This is a genomic window from Mucilaginibacter sp. 5C4, assembly GCF_034345625.1.
GTDB classification, from domain to species: Bacteria; Bacteroidota; Bacteroidia; order Sphingobacteriales; family Sphingobacteriaceae; genus Mucilaginibacter; species Mucilaginibacter aurantiaciroseus.
Window position 1 is genome coordinate 4,035,214 of record NZ_CP133775.1, and the last position, 22,327, is coordinate 4,057,540.

Genomic DNA, 22,327 nt, shown 5'->3' on the forward strand with positions numbered 1-22,327 from the left:
TTTACAGGATTTTAAAATTTACAAAAAACAAAGCCCGGTTGCATTAGACTGCCCCCAAAAAGTTGGACACTTATTGGGGGCAGTCCATATTGCATCGGGCTTTTCTGTGTTTAATGACGATTCGGTCTTGATTCTTGTATATTGATTCTTGACTTCTTGGCTCTTCCTAATTCGCGTCGGTTATTTTCAGATTCTTCCAATCGCCGGGCGAGCCATTGCCAACCCAGTAGCCAATTTTGGTGCCGCCGGTTTTTACTAATGGCTCAACTATCAGCATCGCCTTTTGTATCCCGTTAACATAAACATTTACATTTTTTGTGCTGATGGTAATACGTACATGGAACCATCCGTTAGGATTCGGCGCGGGCACAACCGCTTGCTCATATTTGTTAGGGAATTTCTCTCGCAATACGGGCCAATCGTATTTTGGCGAGGCGATGTATTGTACGCCGTGGCTTCTCCTTACTGCGTCGTCGGCCTTAAAATTAAACGGCCTAAAGTACACGCATTCGTAAGTGCTGTCGTTTAACCCATGGTAAGCTATCCCCACAAAGCTACCCTGTAATTTATCGTTTCCTTTAACATCCAACTCAATAGTGCCACTCTTGAACTGCTTGTTATTGATCCAAGCGAAACCGGCATTATCAGCCTCATCAAGATTCAGGCTGCCATCAGTACTAAAACTTAACTTGCGGTTAACGATAGTTAGGTCGCTCGTTTTTGGCGGTGCCAATTGGGCAAAGCAGTTTACTGTAAACAAACACGTTGCTGCTAAAAATAATGTTTTAGATAGGCTCATATTCAATTATTCTATTTTTTTTGCATCGTGCGCTCCACCCTGGTAGATCCGGCAGGTTATTACTTGCCTTTTATCATTCTTAATAAATTCTATTTCAACCGGAACCGTTTTTAAAAAGAATTTATTCTGCGCTTCGGCAAACAAATCAAGTTTGCCCTGCCCCGTGGCCTGTCCGAATAACTTGTTCCCTTCGCGGGATATAGCGAGGATCCGGCCCGGATTCATTTCATATTTCCCTACGTAACTTTGCAAAACTGTACTGTCAACAGCAACCTCTTTATAAACTATAGAATGGTATAAACCTTTAAAATTGTAAATTTTAGCTACGCTGTTTATGATCTCGTTTATGATAGCGCCATCATCAGAATTAACCATCACTACAACACCATTACCACCATCTAAACTGCCAAAATACTGGCACCTGTAACCTTCATTTGCGCCGCCATGTTCAAAATACTTTGTACCATCAAAATCGTTTATAAAAACGCCAAGCGCTGCTGATTTATCCATATAAGGTGTAAGCCTTAGTTTGGTATTAGCCTGGTTTAGCACTTTTGCAGATTTCCCCTGCAAAGCCAACTGAGTTTCTATGATGTATTTAGACAGATCGGTAGGGTTTGTCCACAAGCCGGCAGCGGCCTGCTCCGGGTAAATATTGTATTTACTCTTCATCGTACTGCCATCGCCGCGATAGCCGGTAGCGAGTAGGTCGGGCTTTGTATTAACAGGTGGCTGCGCGTAGGTGCTGCTGGTCATCCCCAGCGGTTTAAGCACATTCTGGTACATGAACTTGTCGTATGGTTGGCGGGTAATATCCATCAGCATCAATTGCGATACGGTGATGCCCCCGCCCGAATATTCTGACCGTAAGCCCGATACAAACATCGACCGAATTGGGTCAGAATTGGCAGGCTTGGTGCCGTTCAGGACCTGTACAATAGTTGGCACGCTATCTTTGTTGGTATAACCTTCAAAACCATGCACGGTTATCCCCGCGGTATGGCTAAGCAGGTTTTTTGTATTGATGGTTTTCCCTTTGGCAACGGTATCATACGGGAACTTCCAGGTAGTTAAATACTGGTTGATGTCCTTATCCGGGTCCAGCTTACCATCCTGTACCAGTTTTAAAATACCAACCCCGTTTAACGATTTACTTATTGATGCTGCCTGGAAAAGCGTGCTGTTAGTAACCGGTATTTTTGCAGCCGCATCAGCCAAACCATAGCCTTTTGCCCACTCCATTTTATAGTTACGGATAACCGCGATGGTAACACCATTAACCTTATAATGCGCCATTCGTTCCTTTAACGTCCAAGGTGCCTGGCCTTCAGTCTGGATCAAACCCGACAGGTTACTTTCCACAGCCCTGATCTTTTTCTGAAGCGTATCAGTAGCAGATGCTTGGGCACTTACATTTAAACAGGCGGCTAATAATAGCAGCAGTAAAACACATCCTGTTTTCTTCATGATGCAAATATATTACTCCGTTTTCAAACTTTTAACCGGGTTGGCTATAGCTGCTTTTACCGCCCTAAAGCTTATTGTTGTTAAAGCTATTAATAATACCGCCAACATGGGCAATACAAAAAACCATACACTAAATTGAATCCTGAACTGGTAATTTCGCAACCATTGGTAACTGCCCCAATAAGCCAGTGGCAGTGCTATAAGGTTGGCAATAACTATTAGCCCAACAAAATCTTTTGTTATCAGCATTAAAATATTGGGGACAGATGCGCCCAGGATCTTGCGGATACCAATCTCTTTTACCCGTTGCGATATCGTAATAAGCGTTAAGCCAAACAACCCCAAACACGCTACAAAAACTGCGAACCCGGAGAAAAGGCTAAACACTTGCCCAAAACTTTTCTCTGTTTTGTATTGCTGGTTAAAAAACTCATCCAAAAAAAAGTAGTCAAAGGCAGCATCGGTAAAAACCCCTTTGTAAGTTTTTTGTACCTGCGCAATAGTGGCTCCCATATCGGCACTGTTTACCTTTAGTTCGTAATAGGTAATGCTCGATGGGTCTATCTGCCTGAAAACAATTGGTGTAAACGCGTCTTTTAACGAGGTTTGATGAAAGTTTTTAACCACACCCACAACTTCATTCTCAAAAACGCGGCCCCTGCCATTTTTTGTTTGCAAAATTTTTCCTATTGCATCCTGCGGGTTTTTAAACCCTAAAGATATCAGCGCGGCCTCGTTAAGCATCATAGGTTGCCTGCTGGCCATGTAGTCAAACTTAAAATTATCACCAGCAATTACTTTTACTTTAAACTGGCTGATAAATTTACCACCGATCTCAAATGTTGGTAGCCGTACCGCTTTTTCTTCGGCACCTATTGCGGGGCGACTGTAAGACATTACGTAATCAATATTTTGTCCCGGTATGCTGGATGACGAGGTAGCACTTTGGATGCGCGGATTACGCAAAAGCTCTGCCTGAAAAACGCTGTCCTTAGAAGCGTATTTAATAGCGGCAGCAGCAGCAGCCCTTACATTTTGCGGCGCTAACACAATTAAGGTTTGTTTCATATCCATGCCCTGGTTGGCATTTTTCATAAAGTTAACCTGCCGGTAAACTACAAGTGTACCTATCATAAAGGTTATGGTGGCAGCAAATTGAAACACTACCAATGATTTGCGCAGGGTAACATTGCCAGCCATATTAGGAAACTTTCCTTTTAAGATCTGTACCGGTTTATAATTAGACAGTACAAGCGCCGGGTATAATGCCGATAGGACGATGCCGGCCAATATAACCCCGGTAAAGCCCAATACAAATAGAGGTTCTTTCCAAAGTGTAAATTGCATTTGCACACCGCATAGATCACTAAACCACGGCATAGTTACAATCACCACAAACACCGCTACTACGATACTGAAGACATTGATCAGTGCCGATTCAAACAAAAATTGGATAACAAGTTGAATGCGCTGCGAACCCAATACCTTACGGATGCCCACCTCTTTAGCCCTCTCTATTACTTTAGCAGTAGAAAGGTTAATATAATTAACGTAAGCAATAAGCAGTATAAGCGCTGCTATTAACCCCAGGTACCACACCATTTTACCATTGCCGCCTGCAGTTATATCTTGCGTAAGATTAGAGTATAAATGGATGTCCTTTAAGGGCTGCAACGAAAGACGAATGTTATCTAAATTGGTTTTTCCCAAAGTAAAACTGGAGTTTCTACCACCATCCTTAATATGTTTTTGTATAAAGGCCGGCAACTGTACCTCAAATGCCTGCCGATTTGTGTTTGGCGATAATAAAACGTAAGTATAAAAATCGGGGTATAGCCAATCGCCTGCACCAAGGTCTTGCGATACCAGGAAATCAAATTGCAGGTGCGAATTTGCAGGCGCATCCAAGCATATGCCCGTAACTGCCGCGGTAATATTGGTACCCGAGCCCTGTTGCTGTATCCTAATAGTTTTGCCTATGGCATCTTGGTTAGGAAAATATTTTTTTGCGGATGTTGCTGTAAGTACAACAGAATTTGGATTATTCAGTGCGGCTGCTGTTCCTTTTAACATCGGGAAAGTAAACACTTTTAAAAAGGATGCGTCTACCATATAAAGGCGGCGTTCGTTAAATACAGTCACTTCGCCACCGGGTTGTTGCGTACTTACCTGGCCCTCCAGTTTTGATACCCTTGTCACGTCTTTTACCTCCGGGAAATCAGCCTTTAACGCCGGGCCAACAGCCGAATAGGTTTTGGCAAAGTTCTCGGTTAAATTACCATCAGTATAAGCCTGGTGTTTTACGCGGTAAACAGAACCTTCATTTTTTTGAAAATTATCATAACTAAGCTCAAAACTGATGTACTGCACTATAAGCATGCAAGCCACTAATCCAATAGCCAGCCCTAATACATTGATCAGCGAAAACACTTTTTGGTGCATTAATATCCGCCAGGCTATCTTCAAATGATTTTTAATCATGATATTCTAAATGTTTAGTTATTACTGTTTTGATCCTTATTATTCCGTTTTCAAACTTTTAACCGGGTTGGTAAGCGCGGCTTTTATGCTTTGGTAACTTACTGTTAGCACCGTTATGCCGATGGCCCCAACAGCGGTCAGCACAAAGATCCACCAGGAAAGTTCGGTACGGTATTTATAATCCTGCAGCCAGCCGTGCATAAAGTAATAGGCCGTCGGGATGGCTATTAGCAGGGAAATGCTTACCAGGATGATGAAATCTGTCGACATCAATCTCCAAAGGCTAAATACTGATGCACCAAGCACTTTACGAACGCCAATCTCTTTAATGCGCTGCTCGGCCATAAAGGATGCCATACCGAACAAGCCCATACAGCTGATAAAGATAGCCAGCAGGGTAAAGAAACCGGCCAGTTTGCCAACACGCTCTTCATTCGCGAATTTCTTGTTGTACTCGTCATCGGTAAATTTATAATCGAATGGGCTTCCGGGATCGTATCTTTTAAATACGCTTTCAATCTTAACCAGCGCGTCGCGGGTGCTTACGCTTGCTTTTAAGCGGATATCAACTGCACCACCCTCTAACCTCTTGCTTATTGTAAATATGCTTGGCTTTACCGGCTCGTACGGCGACGACATCACCATATCTTTTACCACACCTATCACTTTGTATTTTTCGCCCCAGTCGATAATTTCACCTACCGGATGTTTAAAGTTCATGAATTTTGCGGCCGATTCGTTCAGGATCATTGCGTTAGAATCACTTACAAACGCTCTTGAAAAATCGCGACCGTCTACAACTTTCCATTTAGCCACTTTACCAAATTCGTGCGTTACGCCGATGGTGCCAAAATCGTCCTGCAGATCGGGCGCTTTGCCGCGCCAGTTAAGGCCGCTGCTGTTAGAATATACGCCCGTTAGCGGGCTGCCCGATTCGGCCATCTCATCAATAACACCGCTTTGCAAAAGATCATTACGAACGGCAGCGAAATTTTTATGGATATCGTCCGATTTCATGTTCATCTGCAATAACCCTGTTCGCTCGTAACCTACTACCCGGTTCTTGGTGTGCTGCACCTGTAAGAAAACCACAATAGTACCGATGATCAACGTAACCGAAACCGCAAATTGGAGTACTACCAGCACCTTGCGTGGTAACGCTGCGAAGCGGCCTGCCTTAAACGTGCCCTTCAAAACTTTTACCGGCTGGAACGACGACAGGTAAAACGCCGGGTAACTCCCTGCAATGATCCCTTTAAGCAGGCTAAAGCCTAAACCCATTAGCCAGAACACCGGGTTTGCCCAAAGCACGCTCATGGTTTTATCGGCCACCTGGTTAAACCATGGTAATATCAGCAGCACCAATATAATGGATAAGATGAATGCAAAGGCTACGATCATTAACGACTCGCTGAAGAACTGGGCAATCAGCTGGCTGCGTAACGAGCCTACGGTTTTGCGGATGCCTACTTCCTTGGCGCGTTTCTCTGACCGGGCGGTGCTCAGGTTCATGAAATTGATACAAGCCAGCAGTAGCACAAACGTGCCGATGATGCCAAACATCCAGATGAATTGAATAGCGCCGCCGGTGTTTACACCGTCCTTAAATTCGCTGCGCAGGTGCCATTTATCCATTGGGTGTAAAAACACCACCGGTTTAAATGAAGCGCCAACCTTGTCGCCTGCCATAGCAATATTCTTTTGTTTTAACCCTGCGATGCGGGCATTAACCTTGTTAATATCAGCTTTATCATTAAGCTGCGCAAAGATCTGGAACGAGTTATTGCCCCACTGTGTTGAGGCCCTTTTAAGCCAGGCCTGAGTAGTCACGTAAAGGTCCCATGGGAGAATAATAGATAATTCGTTAAGGGAAGAGTTATGCGGGATATCTTCATAAACCCCGGTAACTTTTATCAGTTCCTTATTATCAAGCTTAAGTGTTTTGTTCAGCGGGTCTTCCGTTCCGAATATGGCTTTAGCCACTTTTTCGGATAGCATGATAGATGATGGATCTGACAAGCCTGCACGCGTACCTTTCAGCATCTTTAGCGAAAGCAGCTCCGGCGCTTCGGCCTGCATATAACTACCTTTTTGGGTGATTTTTTTATCGCCTAAAGCTAAAATATGCTCAAAATTCCAACTGGAGAGCACCGTGTATTTAAAATCTTTATCCTTACCGGTATAGTCATCCCTCAGCATTTTTCCTAACGGAATGGGCATAGCTGTTTGGCTACTTACTTTACCGTTGAAGGTTTGATGCTGCCATACCTGTACAATTTTAGCGTGGTTTTGGAAGTTTTTATCGTAGGACAGTTCGTCCCAGATCCATAAACCAATAAGTATAGCCACCGCCATACCAACAGACAGGCCGGTTACATTTATAAAAGTATGTGCCTTATTTTTAGTAAGGTTGCGCCAAGAGATCTTTAGGTAGTTTCTGAACATGACAGTTTAAGTTTAGTTGGCAATGCTTAGCAAGCAAGCTTGCTAAGCATTATATATCATAACATACGTGCCAACTTCACAAAAAACTGATTGTCAGATATTTAATAAGATTTAACTTCGCAAAATCGTTCGTAAACGGACGGTGGGGTGTTCGGTTATAAGCAGTTAATTATAACCCATTAACAATACCATGGTGAGCATTAATTTTGTTCGACAGTTTGACTACTGACATAGTATCGTCACCATTTAAGATCAGGATAACCGCTACCTTAGTTCCTTTATTTTTACATTCCGGTAATCCACATCAAAGCCGTGGTCCTGCAGCAGGATGTGGCCTTGTTTGGCCTCGCCAAATTCTTTCCAAACCTTGTACTTGCTAATGGCTACCTGGGCGCGGTACTCTTTAGACCCACGATCGTACTCCAAAACCTTCACGCCGTTCAAATAATGGGTTACATGGTTGTTTGGCGACACCACTATCCGTCCAATATTCCATGCACCTATAGGATGGACGAACCGAGGCTGTTTTTTGGACGGAATTAGGTCATATAAGGACGCTAATGTACGGTCGCCATCCCTGCCTAATTTGGCATCGGGGTGTACGGCATCATCCAAAACCTGGTACTCCAAACCAATAGCCGAGCCAACAGTTTTCTCTGATAAGGTCACAAAATACTTAACCCCGCTGTTGGCCCCCTTGCTCATTCTAAACTCAAACGACATGTCAAAAGCTGCGTATTGGCCGTCGGTAATAATGTCACCTCCGTTGGCAGCCTCACCGCCGTTAGCACCTATAACCGATAGCATACCGCCCTCAACTTTCCAGCCTTTACCCGGGAACACCATGGATGACGCACTGCGCCATCCATGGTGTGTTTTGCCATCGAAAAGTAGTTTCCAGCCATCTTGTTTCTCGTAGGCTGATAGTATGTTTTGTTGCAGATTTACCACATACACATCTTTGGCAAATACTTCGGGTTGTAGGTTAGTAGTCTTAATTTGAATATCTTTAAAGAAGATCTTTTTACCCGCTTGTTGCTCATTATCAATGGCGTGTACTTGTAAACCAATGAAGCCTTTGGTATCCACCGTATCAACCACATAAGCGGTAGCCACGCCGTTTATCCAGGTTTTGGTGGTGCTGCCGATGCATTCAATTTTGATGTGGTTAAACTCGCCATTCTTCCAGGCAGACTGTGCTTTGGCGTTTAAATCCATTGGGTACAGCCAGTCGCGGCGGCCTTCGTCATAAATGCCGCCGGTCCATTTACGGTCGCTGGGGTCTATTTCGCATTGGCGGCCATAAACCAGGCCTTTACCTTCGTGCCCTGCGGGGTTGTAATGGCTGCGTGTTTGGATGCCAGAGTTGGTTAACGTGCTTTCTGTTTTAGCATCCAGCTCTAATATAAAGTCGCCGTATTCCTTTTTAGTCACTAAAAAGGTATTGCCGCTGTTGAGCACCGCCGTACCGGTAATACCGCCGTTCTCTACCTTGTATTCGGCTTTGCCGGCCAGTATTTTCCATCCGGTTAGGTCTTTGCCGTTAAACAAATTGGTATAACCGGCTTTATTTTGTGCCGATGCGCTTTGCAGGCCGGCAGCAAGTGTCAAGGCCAACAGATAAATTTTTAAGTTCTTCATAATATGTATCAGGCTGATGTGTTAAACTTTTAAATTCCATCCGGGTTCGTACTCGCGGCCCCAAAGTTTAGTGGCGTCCGCATCATGCAGGATGTGTCCGTTTGATGGATCGAGGTTAAGCACCCTGCCTACCCTTTGGGCAATGTTACCCAATTGCGGTATCAGTGTAGAACGGTGTCCGTTGATGATCGTCTGGTTCAGCTTTTCATCGCCACGGATGGCGTTCACAAAGTTTTGCAGATGCACACGATCAAGCATTTCCGTAGGGCTAACCTTATTTGATGCATCTATCGGGGTTTCGTCCTTTATTTCTTTTACCAGTTTGTTATCGTAATCAAAAACTTGGTAACCATTACCGCCGCCATAGTTTATGGTACCATGGTCGCCGTAAAAAACTACACCTCGGCCAACCCCTTCCGAGTTAAAACCGTTGCAGCTGCGACCCTCCCAGGATAGCGCCGTGTTATTGGGGAAGTTTGCCAATATGGTTTGCGTGTCGGGGGTTTCCCAATCATCTTTAAAAGCAAAACGCCCGCCCGATGAGGTTATCCTATTCGGAAAATCGACACCCAGGCCCCATCGCATTACATCAATCTCGTGCGTGCCGTTGTTCAATGCCTCGCCTGTTCCCCAGTTCCAATGCCAGTGCCAATTATAGTGGATCAGGTTATCAACATAAGGCCTGCGCGGGGCATAGCCCTGCCATAAATCATAATTTAAGTTTGAAGGAACGGGTACGTGTTTGCCAATGCCGATGCTTTTACGGTTGTTTACATACCAGCCGCGTGCAAAATACGCCCGACCAATAATGCCGCTGTGCAGCTCGTTCACCATTTTTTGTACATTATCGAACGAGCGGCGCTGGCTGCCCATTTGTACCAATCGGTTATACTTAGCGGCGGCGGCTATCGCCATTTCGCCTTCGTGCGGGTTATGGCTGCAGGGTTTTTCTACGTATACGTGTTTACCTGCCTGGCAGGCAAGGATAGTTGCGGGCGCGTGCCAATGGTCGGGCGCGGCAATTACCAGGGCATCCAAGTCTTTTTTTTCTAAAAGCTTACGCACATCCGTAATTCCCTGCGGCTTTTTGCCGGTTATTTTTTCAATTTCGGCGATGCATTTATTCATGGCGTTGCTGTCCACATCGCATATATAGCCAATCTCCACATCGGCCAAAGCGGCCAATTTCTGGGCAAGGAAGGCTCCCCGGCTATTAACGCCCATTACCCCTAACACTACTTTTTTGGCGGGCGATCCTTTATAAATGCCGGCCACGGCCAGGTTAGAGCCTATTAAAAAACTGGTGCCGGTGAGGGCCACATTTTGGATAAATTTTCTGCGTTGCATAACAAATAGGTATTTGGTGATGTAAAAGCGCAATAATTGGTAATGGCTAATTTAGGAGTTTAATCTAACTTTGAGCTTAGTAACAACTTTATTACCCGAATTTCATCCCTCATCATCGCAATTGCATTTGGTAGAGGTCGCAGTTTTCTCCTTTAAAAGGGAAGGCAGAGGCAGTGCCGGAGCAATTGCGTAAAAAAGGGATACTTACCTGTAACATTAATATTAGTTAGCCGTCTTAAATCAAATAAAAAACTAATATTTTAGCTTTTATTATGCACGCATATCAATCAAACTAAATTCATATGAAAACTCTTTACGCTGCCGTACTTATCGGTAGTATCAGCGCTTGTGCCCTTAGCACTGCTGTAGCGCAAACTGCAGCCCCGGCAGCAGACCCGGCCCTAAGTATCTACCGCGAAACCACGCCGAAATATAACGACCTGGTGCACACAAAACTTGATGTGCGTTTCGATTACAAAAAACGCTTTATGTATGGTAAAGAGTGGGCAACCTTAAAACCACACTTTTACCCAACAGATTCGCTGCGTTTAGATGCGCAGGGCATGGATATCAAAAACGTATCTATTGTTAAAGCCGGTAAAAACACCCCGCTTAAATTTACTTACGATAGCCTGACCATTAATATCCAGTTAGACAGGACCTACCGTAACAACGAGAACTACACCGTTTACATCGATTATACCTCTAAACCAAACCTGCTTAAAGCACAAGGTAGCGCGGCTATTACCGATGCTAAAGGTTTATACTTTATTAACCCGGATGGTACCGAGAAGGATAAGCCAACCCAGATCTGGACACAGGGCGAAACCCAGAGTTCGTCTGCCTGGTTCCCAACTATTGATAAGCCAAACCAAAAAACTACCGACGAGATCATCATGACCGTTCCGGCTAAGTATGTTACGCTATCAAACGGCCGTTTAGCTTCACAAAAAGTTAATGGCGATGGTACCCGTACCGATACCTGGAAACAGGAATTACCACACTCGCCATACTTGTTTATGATGGCTGTTGGTGATTTTAAAATTGTAAAAGATACCTGGAAAGGCAAAGAAGTTAGCTACTATCTGGAGCCTAAGTACGCCCCTTATGCAAGGGATATTTTCGGTTTTACACCAGAGGTGATCGATTTCTATTCAAAAACTTTGGGTGTTGATTACCCATGGAATAAATACTCGCAGATTGTAGTTCGCGATTACGTGAGCGGCGCGATGGAAAATACCAGCGCTACCCTGCACGGCGAATACGTACAGGCTACTAAACGCGAACTGATCGACGCTTATTACAGCCAGGGCCGCAGTACCATCGTTCACGAATTGTTCCACCAATGGTTTGGCGATTACGTTACTGCAGAAAGCTGGAGCAACCTAACCGTTAACGAATCGTTCGCTGATTTTAGCGAAACCCTTTGGGCCGAGCATAAATACGGCAAAGATGCCGGTGACGCGCACATTAATGACGACAGGGAGAACTACCTGAGCCAGCCAAACCTTAAAACAAAGGACCTGGTTCGTTTCCATTACAAAGACAAAGAGGAGATATTTGACGCCGTTACCTACCAAAAAGGTGGCAGCATTTTATACATGATGCGCAACTACCTTGGTAACGCCGCATTCTACAAAGGATTGAACATCTATCTCAAAACAAATGCATTTAAAAATGGCGAAGCCCACCAATTGCGTTTAGCGATGGAAGAAGCCAGCGGCCGCGATATGAACTGGTTCTTTAACCAATGGTATTTTGGCGCAGGCCACCCAATATTAAACATCACCTACAAATGGGATGATGCAACCAAAACGCAAACGGTTTACATGAACCAAACGCAGGATGGTAACGCCTTTATTTTACCTATTGCTATTGACGTTTATGCCGGTGGTAAAATGGACCGAAAAAAATTCTGGATCCGCAATAAGGTTGATAGCTTAGTATTCCACTCGAGTGTAAAACCAAGTTTGGTGAATGTTGATGCTGATAAAATGCTGTTGGTTAAAAAAACAGATAGTAAATCAATCGATGAGTTTACCTTCCAGTACTTTAACGCGCCTTTATATTTAGACCGTTCTGAAGCGATCACCGCTGCTGCTAAACAACAAAGTAATGCAGGTGCGCGTAAAGTAGTTATTGCTGCGCTGAACGATAAATACTACGAGCTGCAGATAAAAGCCATCCGTGGTGCAGATATGACCAATGACGATGTGCGTAATGCTGCACAGCCAATCCTTATCAAGTTAGTACAAACCGACCCAAACACTTTGGTTAGGGCTGCCGCTATTACGGTATTAGGCAAGTTAAAAGCATCGGGCAATACAAACTTGTTTAAAGATGTCTTAAAGAGCCAATCATACGCGGTACAGGGCGCTGCTTTAACCGCGCTTAGCTTGTTAAACCCTGCCGATGCCTTAACCCTGGCTAAAACTTACGAGAATGACAGCGAAGGTGCTTTAACCCTAGCCATCTTAAACGTGTACGCAACCAGCGGTACCGATGCACAGTACGACTACGTTTACAAAGCATTCATCGCAGGCCAGCCACAAACCCAGTTTGGCATCATGAAAAAGTTTGCTGATTTTACCGGCCGTGTTAAAAGCAACGAGCAGGCTTTAAAAGGAACAAACGCCATGATAGACTTTGGGATGAAATATAAAAAATATGGTGTTGCCCCACCAGTGGTAGGCATATTAGCAGGTGTTAAAACCGACCGTGCTAAACTAAACGATACAGCTACTGTTGCTGCTATTGATAAAGCTACTGTTGAGCTAAACAAAACTGAATAATTTTTATTCTAATAAACGAAGCCCCTCCAATGGACTGCCCCCAATAATTGTCTAACTTTTCGGGGGCAGTCCACAATCCGGAGGGGCTTTTTTGTGTATTCCGTTTTGCCATCCTGAGCATCGCGAAGGATCTATTAACGAATATACAAGTGGGCGACATGGCGGCGATTAGATGCTTCACTATAGCTCAGCAGCAAAAAAGGTTATTAAATCGCCTCAAAATGTTAAAAAACATTATTTAACATTTATGTATTTTATAATAAAAAAAGGATTTGCTAACTTTTTACTAACTAAAACTGCTATGAAAAAATCACTACTATTTATAGCGCTGTTTTTCTGCGCAAGTCAACTCATGGCTCAAAAAGCAACCATAGCTCCGTTTGACAGTACTTTTGGCAGTAAGGTATTACAACCGTTTAAAGTGGATAGCACATGGCGTGTTAAACCACCCGCATTATCTACCGATCAGTTTTTCAAACAGGAAGATGTTGATGTAAGCAAACTTAAACTGGAAAATCAAAAGCCTTTGCTTATTGCGGCTGAGGGTTATAATATGCCGATACTTAATTTGAATAATATCTCTAAAACGCCGATTGTGGTGTTAGAGGGATATTCTAAGATGCCTGTTGCAGGTAAAGGAATGACCAAAGCTCAAAAGACAACTTTGGTACATCCGTAGTTAAAAATCCTTATTCAGTAACTTTTCCAATTCAGCGAAGCTGATATCCATTTTGATACGGCCTTGTTTGGCGTACGAGATCTCGCCGGTTTCTTCTGATACGATGATGGCCGTAGCATCATTAGCTTCGGTAACACCAATACCTGCGCGGTGGCGTAAGCCAAATTGAGCGGGCAGGTCGGACTTTTCGGTCACCGGTAATATACAACTGGCCGATTTGATTTTATTCTCTGAGATCACCACAGCGCCATCATGCAGGGGGCTATTCTTTTGAAAGATACTTTCCAGCACCCGTTTAGAAATCCTGGCATCCAGCACTTCGCAGCTATTTTGGTAAAACTGCTCGTCGTAATATTTAGCGAAAACAATCAGCGCGCCCGTGCGGGTTTGTTTCATGCTTTTGCAGGCATCAATAATAGGTTTGATACGGGCGTAGTTGTTTTTCTCTGTTTCGGTTTTGCCAAAAAAGTATAGCCACCATGCTTTGTTACGCTGTAGTGATGCATTCTTCCCCATTAGCAATAAAAACCTGCGGATCTCTTGCTGAAACAACACGATAACGGCGATAATACCTACGTCGGCTACTTTTTTAAGAATGCCGGCAAGCAATGGCATCCTGCTTTCGGGAACAATAAAATATAGCGCATAAATGATGGCCAACCCTATAAAAATATTGGCCGCGATGGTACCCCTTATGAGGTTGTATAGCTGATAAATGATTATTGCCAACAGCAATATATCCAGTATGGCAAATGGCGTTATTTTAAAGCTGCTAAAGTCAAACGAAGGCATGTCACGAAGTTAACAAGTTTCTGCTAACATCATTATTTGAAGATTGTAATTATTAAGATGATTATTTACTCCGCTCGGTAGTAAAACGTACCAATTGTTCCAGGCCGGTTTTGGCCTCACCATCGGGGAAAGTGTTGAGGATGGCAAAGGCTTCGTCCTGGTATTTTTTCATTTGGGTTTCAGAATATTCCAGTCCACCTTTTTGTTTAACAAAATTGATGATCTCGGTTATCTTCTTGGAGTCGTCGTTATGGTTTTTAACCAGTTGGATCATGCGTTTTTTCTCGCTGCTGTCGCTGTTGTTAAGCGCGTAGATCAGTGGCAGCGTAACTTTCTTTTCTTTGATATCGATGCCGAGCGGTTTGCCTACATCATCGGTACCAAAATCAAACATATCATCTTTGATCTGGAAGGCGATCCCTATCTTCTCGCCAAACAGGCGCATTTTTTCGATGGTCTCTTCATCCGCATTTGCTGATGCTGCACCACAAGCGCAGCACGATGCAATAAGTGAAGCCGTTTTCTGGCGGATAACGTCATAATAAACGGCCTCGCTAATGTCCATGCGGCGCACCTTTTCTATCTGCAGCAATTCACCCTCGCTCATTTGCTTAACCGCTTCAGATACTATCTTAAGCAGTTTAAAATCGCCATTATCTATGGATAGTAACAGACCTTTGCTCAGCAGGTAATCGCCCACTAAAACGGCTATCTTATTTTTCCATAAAGCGTTGATAGAGAAAAAGCCACGGCGCTGGTAAGAATTATCAACAACATCATCGTGCACCAGGGTGGCGGTATGCAGCAGTTCTACCAATGCAGCCCCACGGTGTGTGGATTCGTTAATACCTCCGCAAATGGTGGCCGAGAAAAACACGAACATGGGCCTGATCTGCTTGCCTTTGCGCTTTACAATGTAATGGGTAATACGATCCAGCAACGGCACAGAGCTTTGCATTGAGGTTTTGAACTTCTCTTCAAAAACATCAATCTCGGCAGCAATAGGTTTTTTAATTTCGTTGATGTTTAGCATTGAAACAAAACACGCTTTTTTATGCAATTACCTTACCTGGCAATCCGCAGCAAACATAAGCTTAAAAAAATATATATACATAAACCACAAATACTTTTACGCTGATTAAACCTTCGCCCTTTTTTACCCTCTATTATAATAGTTAGTAATAACTACATATAAGTTTAGTTTTTGTGAGTTAAAGTTTTCATTTTAAAAGTGGAGCCCAAAAGGTTCCGCTTTTTTATTGCCGTTTATTTTTACATTTGCAATCCTTTAAAAAAAACGGAGAGGTGTCTGAGTGGTCGAAAGAGCACGCCTGGAAAGTGTGTATACCTCAAAAGGGTATCGAGGGTTCGAATCCCTCCCTCTCCGCCATAGGATATCTCAAATAATTCAAAACGCCTTAAATGATGCATTTAAGGCGTTTCTTATTTTTAGACCGACCCAAAAATATTCAATAAATCGCATTGTTCTGGTAACCTTTTGGTGACCTTTTGGTGACCTGGCAGGCACCTGACACAATGGGTCATAAAAGATTATAAGTAACTATAAATTTGAGGTAGTAACTTAACTTGGTATAACTTATACTTAATACAGGTTTTATTCCTGAAAGTTACCAGATTACTACGTTTATAAGTTCTTTAACGGGCAATTAATAAAGTGAATAGTATGAACAAAAAGAACGAGGCCATTTTATTTAAAAAACGGCCTCGTTCTTAAACTGATATAGATACTAATAGTTGCTTCTTTAGTAAATTCCCTGTAAACTACTTTAGTACTGTTTTAATCGCATCGCCTACCTCGTGGCCGGCGTTTGCTTTAAAGTCGAACCCAAGCAATTGTGCCATGGTTTGCGCCAGTTGTTTATGGTAGGTGGTTGTTGGGGTTGATACGACACCTGTCGCCGGCGTATCGGGGCCAATTACAGCAAACCAGGTATTTTCAGCCCCTTTAACATCGGCACCATGGTCGCGCCATTTGTCCATGGGCTCGTTACCGCGGCCGTGGTCGGTGGTTATCAATAGCGTAGTGTTGTTTTTATAAAATGGATCTGCCTGGATCATATTCCACAAAGCCTTGATGTAGCCATCTTCCTGCTTTGCCCTGTCAAGGTAAAAACGATAGTTGCCTTCGTGTGCCATATCGTCGGTTTCGTCAAATCCCATGTACAATACACGTGGTTTGTATTGCTTGATATATTCTTTACTGAACTCGTAAGTAATAAAATCTAAACGAGTTGAGTCACCTAGGTAAGCCGGAACATTATGCTGTAATTCATTTAGATATTTTAAACGGATATTGGCATCTGCATTTTTAAGATCGGCATAGCCCGAATATACAGGCAGACCAGAGCGGTTCGCGTTCAGGATCTGCGGGAATCGCTCCCATGATGAAAATGCTACAACCTTACCCTCAAATCCCTTTTGCTTGTTAATGTATTCCAGTACGTTCATATTAGGGTTAGTTATCGGGTCGTTAGTGTTCATCCGCACATCCGGAAAACCTGTAAATATCTCGTTATAGCCGGGGTACGAAAATCGGTATGGGTTAGCAAGCTCATCTTTATTCCCTGCATCGCGGTTACCGTAAAGCTGCCCTTGTTTACTTATTACCGACCATAAGAACGGGAACAGGATCTCCCTACGTTCTTCAGCTGTCGCAGCCAAGTATTTTTTCCGAACATCGTTTTGATCAGTAGTGTATTTGGAATTGATCATGGCCGAATCGGCACCACGATAAACCTCCTGCCAGCGCATCCCATCAAGCGTTACAACAATAAGGTTTTTGGTTTTATGCTGCGCGAATGTTTGACCGATAGCCAAGGCACAAACAATTGTAATTAATAACTTTTTCATATCTGTTGTATTAAACAAAGCAGGGCCCTTAAGGCCCTGCTTTGTCATTTTGTATTATTTCAGTATCCACATAACACCATTGATGTCATCATTGCCACCAAACTGGTTGGCAAGGGCATCCTGATAGTTTTTAGCGTTTGAAGTACGCTCGGCCGATGGATATTTAAAGCGCAAAGCTATACGGCTGCCGTTACCCGTACCAGTACCGGTTGTAAAAGTTGGTATGCCTGTACGGCGATAGGTAAAGTACGATTCTAAACCCGAGTGCCTGAACAATGCCAGGTACTTTTGTTGCAAAATATGAGTGATGCCTGCAGCATCTGCAGTATATTTAACAACTGCCTGGTTGTAGTAGGTAGTAAAGTTTGCTGTAACACTGTAATCATCGTAGTTGGCAGCGATTTTTACATCGGTTGATCCCGGGCGATAAAAGTGAGCAAGGAAAATGCCGGTTTCGGGAATACCGTAAGTAGCCATAGATGCTTTAATACCAGCCTGGTAGTAAGTTTCGGCATTGGCACCAGGTGCCCAACCACGGCTAATACCTTCGGCAATGTTAAACATCAATTCGGGATAACCAATTTGTACACTTGGCTCACCGGTGTAGGTTGAGTAAAAATACTTGCGGTTAATAAACGAGTATTTTTGTAAACCAGCGTTGTTATACATTATACCAAGGTCAAGGCCTGCATCGGCACCAACAAATGATGCAAAGTCGGTAGGGCTTTGTTTGGCTCTATCAACCAGGTCGCGAGATGGTTCGGCGGTAACAAATACCCGTGGATCTTTAAACTGGGTAAGCAAGCTTATGTAAGTTGCAGACGAATTTTTCCTTGATCCGCTTTGGCCAAAATTGTTTGGGTTTTGAGGATAATAATTGTTTGGTGCTACAAAAGTGTATTGTAGATTATCCGATGAGCCGGCCATTAACGGGTATTTAGCTGGTGTGTTAATGATATTTGCGAAACGGGTAGTTACTTTAAGGTCTGCATCAGCGGTTTTTTTACTTAATTGGATCAATAAGCGTATCTGCAATGCATTAACCGCTTTTTGCCATTTGGTTAAATCGTTGTCAAAGTAAATATCATTATTTAAAATAGCACCCGCGCCTGTACCAAAGTCGTTTGGTTTTTTAATTAGCTGATCAAGGTCATTATTGGCACTTTCCAGCCATTCTAACGATTGCAGCATTACCGCTTTTTGGGTGTCGTATTTAGGCTCTAAGTTAACAAGTCCTTTTAAAGCCTCGGTCATCGGGATGTCGCCCATCTCCAAACTCATTTTACTAAATAAGTAAGCCTTAAAAAATTTACCTAAAGCTTCATATGGGTTAATGGCAGCTCCACCTGTTTCAGAAGCTTTTTTCTCCATATCTACAACGTTTTTAAGTGTGGCGTAGTAATCGTCGCCACCATCAAAATCGTAACGGTTGTTACCGTAATAATCGTAGTTGTAAATGTAATACTGGCTGTAAATTTCTTTTTGACCATCCGGCAGTTCGGCCATACTGTTCAAAATGCCGTTAAACAATAACGATGCAGGTACATTGTTAGGTTTATTATTATTTACCGTGAGTTCGTCAAAGCTTTTTTTACAACCCGTTGCCAACATTAGCATAACTACCGGGAGTACATATATTTTAAATATCTTTTTCATGATTATTTCTGCTTATCAAATGTTAGAATGATACGTTTAAGTTAAGGCCGTAGCTGCGTACGGTTGGCGATTGCAAACCTGTAGAAGCGGTAGCGTAGTTGTATTGGTCAAGGTCAACATCCTTAAAGCGTTTATCCTTATAAAAATACAACAGGTTACGGCCGTAAATAGAAACCGAAGCTTTTTGGATAAAGGTTTTTTGAAGCATTGTTTTCGGGAATTCGAAACCAAATGTTACCTCACGAAGCTTAGTAAAGGTTTTGCTCATTAGGTTGGCCTCGGCAACGCCGTAATATTTACTTACGTAATCCTGCACGAAAGCAACCTGTGTATTTGGCGCGTATTGTAGTTGATTGTAGTTTAATACCGCACCGGTATTTGAGTCGTAGTTGATAGCAGTACCGTTAGATACAACTACACCTTCGCCAACAAACGAGCCATTATAATTGGCGTTACCAAAGTTACTCCAGTCTTTGAAACGGGCATCGCCAAGGGCGCCTTCAGCAGTTTCTGCATTAGCACCACCACGCATGGTTTTGTTGTGCATATAATCAACAATAACACCACCTACAGAACCATCTAACTGTACACCAAGGCTAAAACTTTTGTACTGAAATTTATTGTAGATGCTCCAGCTGTATTTAGCGATTTCGTTACCTAAGAACTTTAATACCGGGCTACTTAAAGGTTTACCAGCCGCATCGTTAATTATTTTACCATCAGGTGTTCTTACAAAAGCAGAACCGTATAGTTTATCGGTACGGTCGCCTACTTTAAAAAAGGTAGCATAAACACTTTGGCCTGCAGGTAATTCTTTATACACTTCTTTAAAGGTTGATATATTTACTAATATATTCCAGTTAAAGCCTTGCGGGTTTTGCAATATAGCACCACTTAAAGATCCTTCATAGCCCGTCTTTTTTGTTTTAAGAGCATTAATAAATTCAATAGTATAACCTGTGCCTGTTGATATAGCGTTTGGCAAGATTCTTGGCCCATCGATATATTGGAAAGCGGTACCACTAAAGCCTAAGCGATTTTGTAAAAATTTAATATCAAAGCCCTCTTCATAATTAACACGGGTTGATGTTTTGATACCGTTTTGAAACAAGTAATCTGATGAGTAACCTGCTGCCTGGCTGTTGTAAGGCTTGCTGGTGTTGTAGGTTGAATTTAATGAATAATCCGGACCGTTGTATGGCGATGCATAAGTTGTACCATAATCAAGCGGGTTGTTAAACAATGACGCGCCTGTACCACCGCCAAACACTGTGATTGAGCTAAACGGAGCAGGGCCAATTGTTGTAGAAGTGGCGTCTGAACGGATGCTTGAAAATGATGCCCTGCCTTTTAAGAAGGTTATAAAATCCGGCATTTTAATGTAATCGGATATTACTGTTGCTACGGATAAACTTGGGTAATAATAAGTAGTAGGTGCCTTAAATGCTGACGATTTATCTATACGCCCTGTACTTGAAACAGTAGCGTACTTACCAAAGGTAGCATCTAAAGAGTAGTATGCACTTAACACGCGCATATCCGCATTAAAGCTGGTGGCCTGTATAGCATTTTTAGAGTTACTAAAAGAGTATACTTCAGGTACACTTAAATAGTCAGTAGACGTCCAGTTTGATTTGTATGATAGGTTACGCATGTTACCACCTACTACGCCAGAGAGATTCAGGAATTTTTTAATGGTATAGTCATAATTAACCATTAACTCGGTGTTGTTGTCAAACAGGTCGCGCCTGTCTTCACGGTAATCGCCTTCGTTACCTTCGCGGCCATAAGGGTGGGCAGAGAAAGGCATTTTTTCGGTACGCAATATGTTGTAAGTGTCAATCTGCGAACGAAAAGTAGCGTTTAAGTTACTGTTGATCTTAAAGTTGGTTGATAAATAACCATATACATCATTTTTGTAATGTCCACGGGTCCACTCTTTAACCATAAACCAGGGGTTATGGTAACGCGTGTATTCGGCAAACTGCGATTGGACACCAACCTTACCCGGCTGCCAAATAGCTTTAATATCAGGTGCGTTAACATCCCAGTCAGCACCGGTCCAAACAGCTAAATTATATATTAGGCTGTTTGGTCCATATTGCACATCGGGGAAGTTATCGGTAGTTTGGCGATTAAAGTTTACGTTACCTTCAAATTTCCAACGCGGGTTTGGGTTAAATGAAGCATAAATGTTCGCGTTAGCAATATCTAAATATTGCTCTGGAATGTAACTGTTTTGGTGTTGCTGCGAAGCAGAAAAACGTACGTTATAAGTATCGCCATTACCACTTAAAGCTACGTTATTGTTGGTTTGGTAACCGGTGCGCAAAAAGTTATTTAAGTTATTTGCACCACGTGCGGTATATGGTGTTGCCTGGCGAACGCCGTTAATAACCGGGCTATCATATTGTTTTATTAGCTGACCATTAAAGTACGGGCCCCAAACATCGTAATCGGCATCTACACCACCTGGTGCACCGCCTTTACCATCAACAAATTCATAAAAAGTGTTTTCACCGGCACCATATTTATGCTGCACACGCGGGAAAGCCAAAAAGCCTTTGTTTATAATAGTACTGCTGTTGATATCAACAGTTAGGCCTTTTTTGCCTTTGTTTCCTTTTTTTGTGGTAATTAAAATAGCACCATACGATGCACGGTTACCGTATAATGCCGCTGCTGCCGGGCCTTTTAATACAGTGTACGATTCAATATCATCCGGGCTGATGTTATAAGTATCGGTGTTAATGGGAAAACCATCTACTACATATAACGAGATAGTGTTACCACGTATTGCTACGTTTGGTGCACCAAGTAACTCTGCCGATGGGCCTACCGATAAACCGGCCACTTTACCAATTAAACCGGTAATAGGGTTGGGGTCGCGGGCAAGGGTAAGGTCTTCACCCCTAACGGTTGATACGGCATAACCAATGCGGCGGGTTTCTTTTTTAATACCCAATGCGGTTACAACTACCTCATTAAGTATTTTGTTATCGCCCGTAAGATTTACTATCATAGTACTACTGTTACCAACGGTAGCCTCTTGCTGTGCAAACCCTAAAAACTTAAATATCAGCACCTGGCCCGGGCTTGCTGTGATAATAAAACGGCCGTAGGCATCAGAAGTGGTGCCTTGGCTTGTTCCTTTTAGCATTACGCTAACGCCCGGTAAAGGCTGTTTGGTTTCGTCGTTTACGGTTCCTGCTATCTTTGTTTGGGCAAACAAAATAATAGGCGACAGGCAGCACACTATGATGAGTGCGAGCCTTTTAAAGTTGGGGTAAATTTGTTTCATTGCTGCTGAATAACGTTTGTGAGAAATTATACGACAATACTAAACTTTGTTTATTA

At 43.0% G+C, this 22,327-nt stretch carries 13 protein-coding genes and 1 tRNA gene; 3 read left to right on the plus strand and 11 right to left on the minus strand.

All coding sequences use genetic code 11. From position 1 onward, the window contains the following. Positions 1-166 precede the first annotated feature (166 nt). The 6 genes from RHM67_RS18920 to RHM67_RS18945 form a co-directional block, all read right to left on the minus strand. Complete coding sequence (locus RHM67_RS18920) at positions 167-799, minus strand: family 16 glycoside hydrolase (RefSeq protein ID WP_322228811.1); 633 nt, start codon at positions 797-799, stop codon at positions 167-169. A 6-nt stretch (positions 800-805) separates the two neighbouring features. After that, positions 806-2,266 (minus strand): serine hydrolase, encoded by a 1,461-nt coding sequence (locus tag RHM67_RS18925; RefSeq protein WP_322228813.1) that lies wholly within the window; start codon positions 2,264-2,266, stop codon positions 806-808. A gap of 12 nt (positions 2,267-2,278) precedes the next feature. Beyond that, on the minus strand, positions 2,279-4,747 hold the full coding sequence (locus RHM67_RS18930; RefSeq protein ID WP_322228814.1) for an ABC transporter permease: 2,469 nt from the start codon (positions 4,745-4,747) through the stop codon (positions 2,279-2,281). A gap of 39 nt (positions 4,748-4,786) precedes the next feature. Continuing rightward, positions 4,787-7,192 carry an ABC transporter permease gene (locus RHM67_RS18935; protein ID WP_322228816.1) on the minus strand — a complete coding sequence of 802 codons (2,406 nt, stop codon included), beginning with the start codon at positions 7,190-7,192 and terminating at the stop codon, positions 4,787-4,789. Positions 7,193-7,456: 264 nt separating this feature from the next. Beyond that, positions 7,457-8,833: a DUF1080 domain-containing protein gene (locus RHM67_RS18940; RefSeq protein ID WP_322228818.1), complete on the minus strand. Its 1,377-nt coding sequence runs from the start codon at positions 8,831-8,833 to the stop codon at positions 7,457-7,459. Positions 8,834-8,854: 21 nt separating this feature from the next. Further along, positions 8,855-10,180: a Gfo/Idh/MocA family oxidoreductase gene (locus tag RHM67_RS18945; protein WP_322228820.1), complete on the minus strand. Its 1,326-nt coding sequence runs from the start codon at positions 10,178-10,180 to the stop codon at positions 8,855-8,857. A gap of 302 nt (positions 10,181-10,482) precedes the next feature. Here RHM67_RS18945 and RHM67_RS18950 point away from each other — a divergent pair, with 302 nt between their 5' ends. Together RHM67_RS18950 and RHM67_RS18955 are read left to right on the plus strand one after the other, a co-directional pair. Beyond that, on the plus strand, positions 10,483-12,972 hold the full coding sequence (locus RHM67_RS18950) for a M1 family metallopeptidase (protein ID WP_322228821.1): 2,490 nt from the start codon (positions 10,483-10,485) through the stop codon (positions 12,970-12,972). A 301-nt stretch (positions 12,973-13,273) separates the two neighbouring features. Further along, on the plus strand, positions 13,274-13,651 hold the full coding sequence (locus RHM67_RS18955; RefSeq protein ID WP_322228822.1) for a hypothetical protein: 378 nt from the start codon (positions 13,274-13,276) through the stop codon (positions 13,649-13,651). On the opposite strand, the gene cdaA is transcribed toward RHM67_RS18955, so the two are convergent. After that, positions 13,652-14,443, minus strand: a complete 792-nt coding sequence (gene cdaA / locus RHM67_RS18960) for a diadenylate cyclase CdaA (protein ID WP_322228824.1) — start codon at positions 14,441-14,443, stop codon at positions 13,652-13,654. It lies immediately after the preceding gene. 61 nt (positions 14,444-14,504) lie between these two features. Beyond that, positions 14,505-15,476: a polyprenyl synthetase family protein gene (locus RHM67_RS18965; RefSeq protein WP_322228825.1), complete on the minus strand. Its 972-nt coding sequence runs from the start codon at positions 15,474-15,476 to the stop codon at positions 14,505-14,507. 266 nt (positions 15,477-15,742) lie between these two features. Here RHM67_RS18965 and RHM67_RS18970 point away from each other — a divergent pair. Beyond that, a tRNA-Ser gene (locus RHM67_RS18970) sits at positions 15,743-15,833 on the plus strand. Positions 15,834-16,225: 392 nt separating this feature from the next. On the opposite strand, the gene RHM67_RS18975 is transcribed toward RHM67_RS18970, so the two are convergent. From RHM67_RS18975 to RHM67_RS18985, 3 genes are read right to left on the minus strand one after another with little or no spacing between them, the layout of a single operon-like run. After that, a complete protein-coding gene (locus RHM67_RS18975) occupies positions 16,226-17,314 on the minus strand; it encodes a phosphoglyceromutase (protein ID WP_322228826.1) in 1,089 nt (362 codons plus the stop codon). A 54-nt stretch (positions 17,315-17,368) separates the two neighbouring features. Beyond that, entirely contained in the window at positions 17,369-18,970 is a 1,602-nt protein-coding gene (locus tag RHM67_RS18980) for a SusD/RagB family nutrient-binding outer membrane lipoprotein (protein ID WP_322228828.1), read from the minus strand. A gap of 22 nt (positions 18,971-18,992) precedes the next feature. After that, positions 18,993-22,271, minus strand: a complete 3,279-nt coding sequence (locus RHM67_RS18985) for a SusC/RagA family TonB-linked outer membrane protein (protein WP_322228830.1) — start codon at positions 22,269-22,271, stop codon at positions 18,993-18,995. Positions 22,272-22,327: the final 56 nt, after the last annotated feature.